The following is a 12,623-nucleotide window of genomic DNA, read 5'->3' on the forward strand; positions in this document are numbered from 1 at the left end:
AACGGATCGACGCACCAGCCGATCCGCCGCGGGCCGTCATCGCGCGCGCGCCCGCTGTCGGGTGCGGCATTCCAGAGCGGATCATCCGACGAGCGCCGCCGCAACACGTCATAGGAGAGGCGCACATCGCCCATGCTGCGCGCGATCATGCCCTGAACGCTCATCGACTGCAGGAGCGGCGGGCGCTCGGCCGGGGCCGAGGGGTTGAACGCGGGCACCCGCCCCATCGACGGGCGCAAGGTCGCGCCGCCCACGCAATAGGCCGGGTAGCGCAGGCTCCCGCCCAGGTCATTGCCGTGGCCCATCACGCCCATGCCACAGGCCACCGCCGACGAGGCCCCGCCAGACGAGCCGCCCGAGGTCAGCCCCTTGTCCCAGGGGTTGAGCGTGCGCCCCCAGATCGGGTTCGAAGTAAAGAAGCGCAAGCTGAATTCCGGCGTCGATGTCCGCCCGATCACCACCGCACCGCCCGCGCGCAGGTTGCGCACCACCGGCGCGTCGCGTTCGCAGATCGCCTCGTTCAGCGCCGGGACGCCGTTGGGGTTGGTGCGCCCCTCGAAATCGACATTGGTCTTGACCGTCACCGGCAAGCCCCAGAGCGCGGGCAATTCCTTGGGGCGGTTGGCATCCATCGCCTCGGCCTGTTCCATCGCCGCCTCGTCCAGCGGATCGACCACCGCGCGCAGCCCCGGCTCGCATTCCGCCACCCGGTCCAGATGCGCCCGCGTCACCTCGGCCACCTTCACATCGCCCCTGGCCAGCGCCTTCGCGGTTGCGGTTGCACTCCACTTGATGATCTCGTCCATGTCGCTCTCCCTTCGGCTCCGGCACAGCAAAGCACGCCCGTCCCCGAACCGTAAACAGATAGTCGCGGGCCTCTACGGAACGTCACGGCAAACCGGCCGACTGGCCCCGACCCTTCCCGATCAATCCCATCCAGCGGAACAGCCACAACTGGAACACCACGACCACCCCCAGGAACCCGCACACTCCCCAGAAGGCCCAGCCTGTCTCGGCGCCCGGAATGCCGCCCACATTGATCCCCAGCAGCCCGGTGATCAGCCCAAGCGGCAAGAACAGTGCCGCCACCACCGAGAGGATCAGCATCTGCCGGTTCATCGCTTCGGCGCGCGCATCCATGATCTGGTCATGCACGATCTGCGAGCGATCGCGAATCGCATCCAGATCCTCGGCCAGCCGCGTCACCCGTTCGGTCGCCTCGCGCAGTCGGCCCCGTCCCGCGCGGTGCAGCCATGGCGCGTCCTCGATCTCAAGCGTTGTCAACGCGTCCCGCTGCGGGAACATGTAGCGCCTGAGCATGATCGCCACCCGGCGCACATCGGCCAGATCGCCGCGCCGCACCATGCCCTTCGCCTCGAGGGCCTGATCCTCCAGATCGTCGATCCGCTCATTGAGCGACATCACCACCGGCTCGGCCCGGTCGGCCAGCCGCAACGCGATGCGCGCGATCAGTTCCCCTGGGCTGTCCGGCCCATGGCCGGCCTGGCATTCGGCCAGAACGTCGCGCACCGCGTAAAGCGGGCGGCGCTGCAGCGTGACGACAAGCCGCTCCGACAGGTAGCTGCGCAGCGACACCATGTCCTCGGGCTCGGCCCCCGGCGACAGGTTCACGCCGCGCAGGTTCATCAGGATCGTCTCCTCGTGCACCGTGCAACGCGGCCGGGTCTCCTCGGCGGTCAGGGCCGCCACCGCCAGCGGGTCGAGCCCCGACGCCTCCACCCAACCGTCGATCTCGTCGGGCTGTCCCGACAGGTGCAGCCAGAGAACCCCCTCGCCAACCGCATCGGCGATCACCTCTGGAAACGCAATTTCCTTTGCACCACCCCGCCCATCGAGCCGGAATGCCAATCTCTCGCTCATCGCCTGCCTTCCTTTCCGCGGGCAAAAAGCACCCTTCCCGCTTTCCCTTTGCGCCCTCATTGGATAGAGGATGCCGAAACCGTTTCCGGATCAAGCAGGACCATTCATCATGGCAATGGACAAGACATTCAACGCGGCCGAGGCCGAAGCGCGCATCTACCAGGCATGGGAAAAGGCCGGCGCCTTCAAGGCGGGCGCCAACGCCTCGCGCGAGGAAACCTTCTGCATCATGATTCCGCCGCCCAACGTGACCGGGGCGCTGCATGTAGGGCACGCCTTCAACAACACGTTGCAGGACGTCCTGATCCGCTGGCACCGGATGCGCGGCTTCGACACGCTCTGGCAACCCGGGCAGGACCATGCCGGCATCGCAACCCAGCTCCAGGTCGAGAAGCAACTGGCCGCAACCGGCCAACCCGGCCGCCGCGAACTGGGGCGCCAGAAATTCCTCGAAAAGGTCTGGGAATGGAAGGGCCAGTACGGCTCGACCATCATCGACCAATTGAAACGCCTCGGCTGTTCCTGCGACTGGTCGCGCAACGCCTTTACCATGGCCGGCGCCCCGGGCGATCCGCGCATCGGGCACGAGAACTCTCCGGATTTTCACGACGCCGTCATCAAGGTCTTCGTCGAGATGTACAACCAGGGTTACATCTATCGCGGCAAGCGGCTGGTGAACTGGGATCCGCATTTCGAAACCGCGATTTCCGACCTCGAAGTCGAGAATATCGAAACCCCGGGCCACATGTGGCATTTCAAATACCCGCTCGCCGGGGGCGAGACCTATACCTATGTGGAAAAGGACGCGGACGGCAACGTCATCCTCAAGGAGGAACGCGACTACATCTCCATCGCCACCACCCGCCCCGAAACCATGCTGGGCGATGGCGCGGTGGCGGTTCATCCCTCCGACACGCGCTATGCCCCCATCGTGGGCAAACTTTGCGAGATTCCCGTCGGACCCAAGGAACACCGCCGCCAGATCCCGATCATCACCGACGAGTATCCCGACCCCGATTTCGGCTCGGGCGCGGTCAAGATCACCGGCGCGCATGATTTCAACGATTATGCCGTGGCCAAGCGCAGCGGTATCCCCTGCTATCGCCTGATGGACACCAAGGGCCACATGCGCGCCGATGGTCGCGCTTACGCCGACGAGGCCGCGGCGGCACAGGATTATGCCCGCGGCACCCCCTTTACCGAGACCGAGATCGACGCGATCAACCTCGTGCCCGACCACCTGCGCGGCCTTGACCGGTTCGAGGCACGCGAAAAAGTGGTCGAGGAAATCACCGCCGAGGGCCTCGCCGTGATGACCCGCGCCGACGATCCGCGGCTTGGCACCACCGCCCTCAAACCCGGCGCCGAGGGCGCAGACGAAATCGTGCCGCTGGTCGAATCGAGACCCATCATGCAGCCCTTCGGCGACCGCTCCCAGGTGGTGATCGAACCTATGCTCACCGATCAATGGTTCGTCGATGCCGCACAGGTCGTCGGCCCCGCCCTCGACGCGGTGCGCGAGGGGCGCACGAAAATCATCCCCGAAGCGGGCGAGAAAACCTATTACCACTGGCTCGAGAACATCGAACCCTGGTGCATCAGCCGCCAACTGTGGTGGGGCCACCGGATCCCGGTCTGGTACGGGCTCGACCTCGCGTCGCACGGGTTCAAGGACGACGAGGGCGACGGCGCGCTCGACCTTGTCGAGATGTCGCGCTTCCTGTCGCGCCAGCACCTGCTCCTGGGCGAGGAACGCCATCACGCGGCGCCCGATTTCGAGCATGTCAAGGCCGGCTTCCAGGACGTGCTTGCCTCCCTGCCCACCCCGCTCAACCACATGCGCATCACCGAGGTCACGGACCGCGCCAGCGCCATTCACGAAATGGCCGAAGGCTTTGCCGAATACGAGGCGACGCAGGATCCGACGAAACTGATCTACCCGCTCTGGCGCGACGCGGACGTGCTCGACACCTGGTTCTCCTCCGGCCTCTGGCCCATCGGCACGCTGGGCTGGCCCGACGACACCGAGGAGTTGCGCAAGTATTTCCCCACCGATGTGCTCGTCACCGGCTTCGACATCCTGTTCTTCTGGGTCGCCCGGATGATGATGATGCAGCTCGCCGTGGTCGGGCGCGAGCCCTTCCACACCGTCTACCTGCATCAACTGGTCCGCGACGAGAAGGGCCAGAAAATGTCCAAGACCCGCGGCAACGTGGTCGATCCACTCGAGATCGTGGGCGAATACGGCGCCGACGCGCTGCGCTTCACCATGGCGCAGATGGCGGCCATCGGTGGCGTGCTCAAGCTTTCGACCGACCGGATCAAGGGCTATCGCAATTTCGGCACCAAGATCTGGAACGCCGTACGCTTTGCCGAGATGAACGGAGTTTACGACATCCCCGCCCCGGATGGCATTCCCACACCGCAAGCCACGGTCAACACATGGATCGTGGGCGAGGTCGCGCGCACCCGCGAAACCGTTGATGCGGCGCTGGCGGAGTATCGCTTCAACGACGCGGCCAACGCGCTCTATGCCTTCACATGGGGCAAGCTCTGCGACTGGTATCTGGAATTTTCCAAACCCCTCCTGCAAGGCGAGGACAGCGCCGCACGCGATGAAACCCGCGCCACCATGCGCTGGGTGATCGACCAGACGCTTATCCTGCTGCACCCGATCATGCCCTTCATCACCGAGGAGCTTTGGCAACAGACCGCTGAACGCGACGGCCAGCTCATGCTCACCGACTGGCCCGAATACGGCACCGACCTGATCGACCCCGCCGCAGACCGTGAAATGAACTGGGTGATCGCGCTGATCGAGGAAATCCGAAGCGCCCGCCAACAGATGCACGTGCCCGCCGGTCTGCACCTGCCGATGCTGCAACGCACGCTCGATGATGCGGGCCGCGCTGCATGGGCGCGCAACGAGGTCATGATCAAGCGCCTCGCCCGCGTCGAAACCCTGACCGAGGCGGCGGATTTCCCCAAGGGCACCGTCACGATTCCCGTCGAGGGCGGCGAGTTCGGCCTGCCGCTCGCCGACATCATCGACGTGGACGCGGAAAAGGCCCGCCTGCAAAAGACGCTCGACAAGCTCGCGAAAGAGATCGGCGGGCTCAAGGGGCGGCTCGACAACCCAAAATTCGCCGAGAACGCCCCCGAAGAGGTCGTCGAGGAAGCCCGCGACAACCTCCGCGCACGGCAGGAGGAAGAGGCCACCCTCAAATCCGCCATGCGACGGCTCGCGGAACTGGACTAAAGCGTTCCGCCTTATACCTGTGACAGGGATAGGGCGGAACGCCGCGCATCATTTCAACGGAGCGCGCGTTCCGCAAACAGCTGTCGCCCAGGTTCTTCGCGGAACGCTTTGATCCCCGGCTTCATCTTGCCGGAAATACTCCACGGGGGTCCGGGGGTGTGAAACCCCCGGTCCTGCCCGGCGGCTCACTCACCGCACGGTGCGTTAACCGGATTCCACGTACCCGGCGCCGCCAACTGGGGGTGCACAGATGGCAGCCGGGCAGCAGCCGGGATTCACCCCCCTGTCTTGGGGGCGAAAACCCGCGTTAACCCCACCGCGCGGTCAGGTGAATTTCGGGTCGCGCTTTTGCATGTTGGCCGCGATCACTTCCATCTGGTGCGGCTTGCCGATAAGGTCCGCCTGCTCCCGGCTCTCGGCCAGAAGAACCGCATCCTCGCCCCCATCCCCTTCGGCCACGGCGATCAGGCGCTTGGCCGCCCGTATCGCGCTGGGACTCTTTTTCGCAATCAATTCCGCTATTTGCCGCGCCCGCACCAGCGGATCATCGGCGATCTCGCTGACCATTCCCCAGCCCAGCGCCTGATCCGCCGACATCTCCTCGCCGGTATAGGTCAGCCGCCGGATCACGTCCGAGCGCATCAGCTTCGGCATCAGCACCATGCCCCCCATATCAGGCACCAGCCCCCATTTCATCTCCATCACGGAAAGTCGGGTCTCCGGATGCGCCACCCGCAGATCCGCCCCCAACGCCAGTTGCAACCCGGCCCCGAAAACCACCCCGTGCAGGCTCGCGATCACCGGCACCGGCACCCGGCGCCAAACCATTGCAACCTCCTGATAAAGATTGGTATTCTTGCCGGCGCGTCGTGGCATCACCACCGCTTCCGGGTCGCCCCCGGCCAGGGCCGCGAAACTCGCCACATCGAGCCCGGCACAGAACGCCCGCCCCTCGCCCGACAGCACCACGGCGCGGATATCGGCCCTGTCACACAGCGCCTCGCCCGCCGCCACGATCGCCTCGGCCATCTCGGTATCGACCCCGTTCATCTTGTGCCCCCGGGTCAGCGTCACATGGGCGATGTGATCCATTATTTCCGTTGTCACGCGTGCCATCGGCATTCCTCCATTGGTCTGGGCCAAGATTGCCGCGTCATCGCAGCGCTGAGAACCCCTGACCCTGCGGCACACCCCATCAAGCCTTTGGTAACACCTTGGCTCCATACTCGGTCCAACACGGGGACGCATTCGCCATCTTGCCGTGCCCCACGTATCCGGGTTAACTCGCGCCATGACACATGGACCGCGCCTGACCCGCCTTGCCCAAACCCTGCCCGCCACGGTGCCCTTCGTCGGCCCCGAGGCACAGGAACGCGCCCGTGGCGCGGCTTTCGACGCCCGCATCGGCGCCAATGAAAACGTCTTCGGCCCCTCGCCCAAGGCTATCAAAGCCATGCAGCGCGCCGCCAGCGAGATCTGGATGTACGGCGACCCCGAAAGCCACGACCTGCGCGCCACACTTGCCCGCCACCACGCTGTGCAGCCCGAAAACATCATGGTCGGCGAAGGCATCGACGGGCTTCTGGGCTATCTTGCCCGGCTCACCATCGAACCCGGTGACCGCGTCATCACCTCTGACGGCGCCTATCCCACCTTCAACTATCACGTTGCAGGTTTCGGAGGCGAGCTGATCAAGCTCCCATATCGCGACGACCGCGAAGACCTGCCCACCCTGCTGGAAAAGGCCGCCGAGACAGAGGCAAAACTGGTCTATTTCGCCAATCCCGACAACCCGATGGGCACATGGACCGAAGCCGCCGAAATCGAGGCCGCCCTTGACATGATCCCCGAGGGCACGCTCTTGATCCTAGATGAGGCGTATGTCGAATTCGCCCCCTCCGGGATCGCGCCCATGATCGACATCGACGATCCACGCGTCATAAGGATGCGTACCTTTTCCAAGGCATACGGCATGGCCGGCGCGCGCGTGGGCTATGCGATGGGGGCCGCACCCCTGATCGACGCCTTCAACAAGATCCGTAATCATTTCGGCATGAACCGTGCCGCGCAAGCCGGCGCGCTGGCCGCACTCGACGATCCGCAGTACCTCGCCCAGACCATTGCCGACGTGGCCCATGCCCGTGAAGAGATCACCCGCATGGCCGCCAAGAACGGGCTCGTCGCGCTGCCTTCGGCCGCCAATTTCGTGGCCGTCGATTGCGGCGGCGACGGCGCCTTTGCCAAGTCCGTTCTGGATCAACTCGTCGCCCGTGGCATCTTCGTGCGCATGCCCTTCGCCGCGCCGGGCAACCGTTGCATCCGCATCAGCTGTGGCCGGCCCGCCGACCTGGCCCTTCTGGAAAAGAACCTGCCCGAGGCCCTCGCCGCTGCCCGTGCCTGACGCGATCTTTACCGCCTGTTCGTCTTTTCCGCGCTTAACTGCCCGGGAGAGGAACCGTCATGCAAGACAGCACCCACCGCGCAGCACCGGACCGCACCAGTCCCGCACTCGTCCTGGCGCTGGTGAAACTCTTGTGGTCCTTCTTTCTGATCTGGGTCAGTTTCGGCCTGCCCGCCGTGCTGGTTCTTGCGGTATTGCTGAACTATCTGATTTCCCGCCTCGGCCATTATCGCATGCGACAGGCTCGCGAGCCGAAGAACTGACACTCGTCTCATTATTGGGAAAAATACTCGAATCTTCGCCCCCCACACGCAGGACAAGGCCAGGTTCAGCCCTCCACCCGGGCCAATTCTGCTGCCGCCGCCTCAAGCGCCCCGCTGCCCCGGGGAATGTCCAGCGCCGCGAATGCCGCCTCGACCCCGCCCAGCAGGCCCATGATCATCTGCGCATTCACATGCCCCATATGGCCCATCCGGAAAAAACCCTCGCCCTTCTCGTCTCCCGGTTCCGACATCCCCAAGCCAATGCCCAGCGTCAGACCGGCATGCTCCTGAACCCAGCGGCGCAGGCGCGGCCCGTGGGGCAGACCGATGCGCAACGCGGTGACCGCGTGCGAGCGATACGCGCGGTCCCGGATGTTGAGGGTGAGAGGCCCTTCCTGCCCCCACGTCTCGCAGGCCGCCCAGATCGCACGGGCGTTGCGCGCATGCCGGGACCAGATTGCCTCGATTCCCTCTTCGCGAATCATGTCCAGCGCCTCGCGCAGCGCGAAAAGGTGATGCGTCGGGGCGGTGCCGCCGAAATACTGGTAATAGATCTCGGGGTTGGCTCGCGGCCCCCAATCCCAATATCGGCTGACCCGCTTAACCCGCGCCCGCGTCGCGTTCGCACGGTCATTGAAGAAAACGAAAGCCAGCCCCGGCGGCACCATCAGCCCTTTCTGGCTTCCGGCAACGGCCACGTCGACGCCCCAGGCATCCATCTCGAACCGGTCGCAGCCCATTGAAGCGATGCAATCAGCCATCAGGATCGCGTCATGCCCCGCTGCGTCGATCGCTCCGCGCAACCCGGCCATGTCGTTGCGAACACTTGACGATGTATCCACATGAGTTGCGATCACCGCCTTGATCCGCCCGTCACGATCACCAAGCAGCGCCTCTTCCACCCGGTTCGGGTCGAGCGGACGGGCATGCCCGAAATCTATCATCTCGACCTCGACGCCCAGGCCTTCGGCCATGTCGGCCCAACCATGGCCAAAGCGACCCGTCGCTGGCATCAGCACACGGTCGCCCGGGTTGAGCACATTGGCCAGTGCCGCCTCCCAAGCGCCATGTCCGTTCGAAACATAAATTGCCGCGTGGCCCTCGGTCCGCGCCACGTATTTCAGATCAGGGATGAGCGTAGCCGTCATCTCGTGCAGCGCACCCTCATATATGTTCGGCGCCGGACGGTGCATCGCTCTGAGCACCCTGTCGGGCATCACCGAAGGTCCCGGAATGGCAAGGTATTCACGACCACCAGTGTCTGACATCTTGGGGCTCTCCTGATATTTCGCGCGACATTAGCCGCTGCCCGACCGGCGTCAATCCCGTTCCGGCGTGGTGACAGCCTGCCTTGCCACATCGCGGCCCCTTGTCTACATGGGGCCTGATCAGGGCCGATACCCGGCCAATGAATGAACGGAATGCCGCGCATGACGCCGATCGCAAAATTCCACACCTGGCGGCGAAACCTGCGCGATGATCTCAAGGTCAGTTCGCTCGCCACGCCCGAGGATCGACGCAAGGCCAGACAGTACATGCTCTGGTTCGATCATGAGATCGTGCGTATTCCTTGGGCCAACTTTGCGCAGGTCGCACCCGGCGTCTATCGGTCCAACCAACCGACACGCACGCGGCTCGAGAATTACGCGGCGCGCGGTATCAAGACGATCCTGTTCCTGCGAGCCGCGTCGCCTATCCCGCCATATCTCTTCGCACGAGAAAACTGTGAGGCGCTCGGCCTCACACTGGTCGAGCGGAGCCTTTCTGCCCGCTCGGCGCCCAAACGCGAAAGGGTCATGGATCTGATCGCGACCTTTCCAACGCTGGAAAAACCGTTTCTGATGCATTGCAAATCCGGCGCCGACCGGGCCAGCCTCGCCTCGGTGATCTGGCTCCTGTCCCAGGAAGGGGCGAGCGTTGCGCAAGCCCGCAAGATGCTCAGCCCCCGGTTCATCCATTTCAAATGGACGAGAACCGGCATTCTTGACTATTTTCTCGACACATACGAGGCATTTAACGCCCGCACGCCGATCCGCTTCGCCGACTGGGTGGCCACTGAATATAACCCTGCCGCACTTCAGGCGGGCTTCGACGACAAGGTTCCACCGGCATGAGCGCGCCTGCCCCGCAACACGACCCGGCCGCGCCCGGCAGCACCCGCAGCCGGGAACTGGTCACATGGATCTGGCGCGATTTCCTGCGCAGGCATTGGATCGTGATCCTTCTCGCCTTTTGCTTCATGGCCCTCGAAGGCGCGATGCAAGGGGCGCTCGCCCTCATGATGCGACCCATGTTCGACGACGTCTTTGTTGCCGGTGATCAGGGCGCGCTCATATGGGTCGGTCTCGGGGTGATGGGCATTTTTCTAATTCGCGCACTGGCCGGACTCGGCCAGAAAACTGCCCTGTCCTATATCGCCCAGAATGTCGCCGCAGACATGCGCTGCAATCTCCTCGATGGAATCATGACGCAGGACGGAGGCTTTCACCAGTCCCACCCGCCCGGTTTCCTGATCCAGCGGGTGCAGACCGACGTGACCACCGTCAACAACGTCTGGCCCAAACTCATGACCGGGCTGGGACGTGACCTCATTTCGCTTGTCGTGCTGATCGGGGTCGCGCTCTCGGTCGACTGGAAATGGACGCTCGTGGCGATGGTCGGCGCGCCTCTGCTGATCGCGCCAAGCCAGCTTGTGCAACGTTTCGTTCGCGCACGCGCGCGCGAAGCCCGCGATCTGGGAGCAAGGCTTGCCACGCGGCTGGACGAAGTCTTTCACGGGATCATCCCGGTGAAACTGAACCGCCTCGAAACCTATCAATCCAATCGCTACAAGTCGCTCTCGCGCGATCTCATTCGCACCGAGGTCCGTACCACGGCAGGCTCTGCTGCCATCCCCGGTCTTGTCGATGTCATGGCCGGGATCGGATTCTTCGGCGTGCTCTACTACGGCGGGCGCGAAATCATCGAGGGTGAGAAAACGGTTGGTGAATTCATGTCTTTCTTCACCGCTATCGGCCTGGCCTTCGAACCGTTGCGCCGCATTGGCGCCATGGCAGGGCTGTGGCAAGTGGCGGCCTCGGGGCTGGAGCGGGTCAAAGATCTCTATGACGCCGAACCGACGCTCGTCTCTCCCAGCAACCCGGTCCCCCCACCCACAGGGGTGCCCGGAATCACGCTGTCTGACGTCCATCTGGCCTATGGCGACACCACGGTTCTCAGCGGGCTTGACCTGATCGCCGAGCCGGGCAAGACCACCGCGCTTGTCGGGGCGTCCGGCGCAGGAAAGTCAACCGTGTTCAACATTCTCACCCGGCTTGTCGATCCGCAGAAGGGCAAGGTCCGGATCGGCAATGTTGATGCCTCGGCCATGACCCTTGGCGACCTGCGCGATCTTTTCTCGGTGGTCAGCCAGGATGCGGCACTGTTCGACGAAACACTGCGCGAAAACATCCTGCTAGGCCGCACCGACGTCTCCGACGCACAGCTCGACAAGGTGCTCAGGGCCGCCCATGTCACCGATTTCCTGCCCAAGCTGGCCCAGGGGCTCGACACGCAGGTCGGACCACGTGGCTCCAACCTCTCGGGCGGTCAGCGCCAGCGCGTGGCGATTGCCCGCGCGCTCTTGCGCGATACGCCCATCCTGCTGCTGGACGAGGCGACATCGGCCCTTGATGCCGAGTCCGAGAAGGTGGTCCAGGAAGCGCTTGAAAAGCTCTCCAAGGGGCGTACCACGATCGTCATCGCTCACCGGCTCTCGACCGTGCGCGACGCCGATCGGATCGTGGTGATGGACCGGGGCCGCGTCGTCGATCAGGGCACGCATGAGGAACTGCTTGCCCGCGGGGGTATCTATGCTCGGCTTCACGCGCTCCAGTTCAAGACCGACGGCCCCACCGCCGACAGCGTTGCGCAGGCCAGGCTGGCCAAATCGAACGCGGGAAACAGCGCCCCCTCCGAAGCGCCGCGTGGACTGATCGGGCGTCTGGTTAGACTCTTCTCGCCCTGACACCTGTTCAGGGACCTTTCGACACATATATTCAATGGGCGAACGGACAGGAGACGAAACCATGACCCGTGCGATCTATCGTATCACCGGACCAGACACGGAAGCGTTTCTCCAGGGACTCGTGACCAATGACGTGGCAAAGCTCGCAGATGGCATCGTTTATGCCGCCTTTCTCACGCCACAAGGGAAATACATCGCCGACTTCTTCCTGATTCCGGCGGACGATACCGTGCTTCTCGACATCGACGCCTCGATCGCCGCACCGACGATCCAGCGGCTTTCGATGTATCGCCTGCGCGCCGATGTGCAAATCGAGGAAACTGCCTTGCACCTTCACAGGGGCACCGGCACCCCCCCATCGGACGGATTCGGCGATCCGCGGCACCCCGACATGGGCTGGCGAGCGTATCGCGACACGCCGCAAGCAGATGATGAAATCGACTGGACCGCCCTTCGCGTCGCTCACTGCATCCCCGAAACCGGAATCGAACTCACTCCGGATACGTTCATTCTGGAGGCCGGATTCGAACGGTTGAACGGCGTCGATTTCCACAAGGGCTGCTATGTCGGGCAGGAAGTGACCGCCCGGATGAAACACAAGACCCAGTTACGCAAGGGCCTTGCCCGTGTGCGCCTTTCAAGTCCGGCGAAACCCGGCACGCCGCTCACTGGAAACGGCAAACCCGCCGGAGAGCTTCACAGCGTCGCGGGCGATCATGCGATTGCCTATCTGCGCTTTGATCGGGCGGGCGACGGGCTCATGGCGGGTGACGTTGCGGTTACCTGGGAAAAAGACTGAGACCAGCTACACCA

10 protein-coding genes are annotated in these 12,623 nt (G+C 64.1%); 6 read left to right on the top strand and 4 right to left on the bottom strand.

What is annotated here, in order from left to right; translation table 11 throughout:
• Together ACESL9_RS14425 and ACESL9_RS14430 are read right to left on the bottom strand one after the other, a co-directional pair.
• Positions 1-806 (bottom strand): amidase family protein (locus tag ACESL9_RS14425; RefSeq protein ID WP_372675043.1); only part of this gene is annotated, 806 nt, incomplete at its 3' end.
• 82 nt (positions 807-888) lie between these two features.
• The gene (locus tag ACESL9_RS14430; protein WP_372612381.1) at positions 889-1,881 is read right to left on the bottom strand and encodes a zinc transporter ZntB; all 993 of its coding nucleotides are present in this window, start codon (positions 1,879-1,881) and stop codon (positions 889-891) included.
• 109 nt (positions 1,882-1,990) lie between these two features.
• On the opposite strand from ACESL9_RS14430, the gene ACESL9_RS14435 reads away from it, so the two are divergent.
• Positions 1,991-5,140: a valine--tRNA ligase gene (locus tag ACESL9_RS14435; RefSeq protein WP_372612379.1), complete on the top strand. Its 3,150-nt coding sequence runs from the start codon at positions 1,991-1,993 to the stop codon at positions 5,138-5,140.
• Positions 5,141-5,464: 324 nt separating this feature from the next.
• Here ACESL9_RS14435 and ACESL9_RS14440 read toward each other — a convergent pair whose 3' ends face one another.
• A complete protein-coding gene (locus tag ACESL9_RS14440; protein ID WP_372612377.1) occupies positions 5,465-6,256 on the bottom strand; it encodes a crotonase/enoyl-CoA hydratase family protein in 792 nt (263 codons plus the stop codon).
• A gap of 175 nt (positions 6,257-6,431) precedes the next feature.
• Here ACESL9_RS14440 and ACESL9_RS14445 point away from each other — a divergent pair, with 175 nt between their 5' ends.
• Together ACESL9_RS14445 and ACESL9_RS14450 are read left to right on the top strand one after the other, a co-directional pair.
• A complete protein-coding gene (locus tag ACESL9_RS14445) occupies positions 6,432-7,541 on the top strand; it encodes a pyridoxal phosphate-dependent aminotransferase (RefSeq protein WP_372612375.1) in 1,110 nt (369 codons plus the stop codon).
• A gap of 59 nt (positions 7,542-7,600) precedes the next feature.
• Positions 7,601-7,804 (top strand): histidinol phosphate aminotransferase, encoded by a 204-nt coding sequence (locus tag ACESL9_RS14450; RefSeq protein ID WP_372612373.1) that lies wholly within the window; start codon positions 7,601-7,603, stop codon positions 7,802-7,804.
• Between the two features lie 65 nt (positions 7,805-7,869).
• Here ACESL9_RS14450 and ACESL9_RS14455 read toward each other — a convergent pair whose 3' ends face one another.
• Positions 7,870-9,072, bottom strand: a complete 1,203-nt coding sequence (locus tag ACESL9_RS14455) for a pyridoxal-phosphate-dependent aminotransferase family protein (RefSeq protein ID WP_372612371.1) — start codon at positions 9,070-9,072, stop codon at positions 7,870-7,872.
• Between the two features lie 162 nt (positions 9,073-9,234).
• Here ACESL9_RS14455 and ACESL9_RS14460 point away from each other — a divergent pair, with 162 nt between their 5' ends.
• The 3 genes from ACESL9_RS14460 (at position 9,235) to ACESL9_RS14470 (ending at position 12,609) form a co-directional block, all read left to right on the top strand.
• Entirely contained in the window at positions 9,235-9,918 is a 684-nt protein-coding gene (locus ACESL9_RS14460; protein WP_372612370.1) for a fused DSP-PTPase phosphatase/NAD kinase-like protein, read from the top strand.
• Positions 9,915-11,810 carry an ABC transporter ATP-binding protein gene (locus tag ACESL9_RS14465; RefSeq protein ID WP_372612368.1) on the top strand — a complete coding sequence of 632 codons (1,896 nt, stop codon included), beginning with the start codon at positions 9,915-9,917 and terminating at the stop codon, positions 11,808-11,810. The genes ACESL9_RS14460 and ACESL9_RS14465 overlap by 4 nt, the downstream gene beginning before the upstream one ends.
• Positions 11,811-11,871: 61 nt before the next feature.
• Positions 11,872-12,609, top strand: coding sequence for a YgfZ/GcvT domain-containing protein (locus ACESL9_RS14470; protein WP_372612366.1), 738 nt, complete (start codon positions 11,872-11,874; stop codon positions 12,607-12,609).
• The last annotated feature ends 14 nt before the right edge of the window (positions 12,610-12,623 follow it).

The organism is Aquicoccus sp. (assembly GCF_041686535.1).
Classification (GTDB): Bacteria; Pseudomonadota; Alphaproteobacteria; order Rhodobacterales; family Rhodobacteraceae; genus Aquicoccus.

Excerpts from the sequence above, each read along its gene's own strand:
- ACESL9_RS14430 (WP_372612381.1), bottom strand. The coding sequence starts at position 1,881 with ATGAGCGAGAGATTGGCATTCCGGCTCGATGGGCGGGGTGGTGCAAAG.
- ACESL9_RS14435 (WP_372612379.1), top strand. The coding sequence starts at position 1,991 with ATGGCAATGGACAAGACATTCAACGCGGCCGAGGCCGAAGCGCGCATC.
- ACESL9_RS14440 (WP_372612377.1), bottom strand. The coding sequence starts at position 6,256 with ATGGCACGCGTGACAACGGAAATAATGGATCACATCGCCCATGTGACG.
- ACESL9_RS14445 (WP_372612375.1), top strand. The coding sequence starts at position 6,432 with ATGACACATGGACCGCGCCTGACCCGCCTTGCCCAAACCCTGCCCGCC.
- ACESL9_RS14450 (WP_372612373.1), top strand. The coding sequence starts at position 7,601 with ATGCAAGACAGCACCCACCGCGCAGCACCGGACCGCACCAGTCCCGCA.
- ACESL9_RS14455 (WP_372612371.1), bottom strand. The coding sequence starts at position 9,072 with ATGTCAGACACTGGTGGTCGTGAATACCTTGCCATTCCGGGACCTTCG.
- ACESL9_RS14460 (WP_372612370.1), top strand. The coding sequence starts at position 9,235 with ATGACGCCGATCGCAAAATTCCACACCTGGCGGCGAAACCTGCGCGAT.
- ACESL9_RS14465 (WP_372612368.1), top strand. The coding sequence starts at position 9,915 with ATGAGCGCGCCTGCCCCGCAACACGACCCGGCCGCGCCCGGCAGCACC.
- ACESL9_RS14470 (WP_372612366.1), top strand. The coding sequence starts at position 11,872 with ATGACCCGTGCGATCTATCGTATCACCGGACCAGACACGGAAGCGTTT.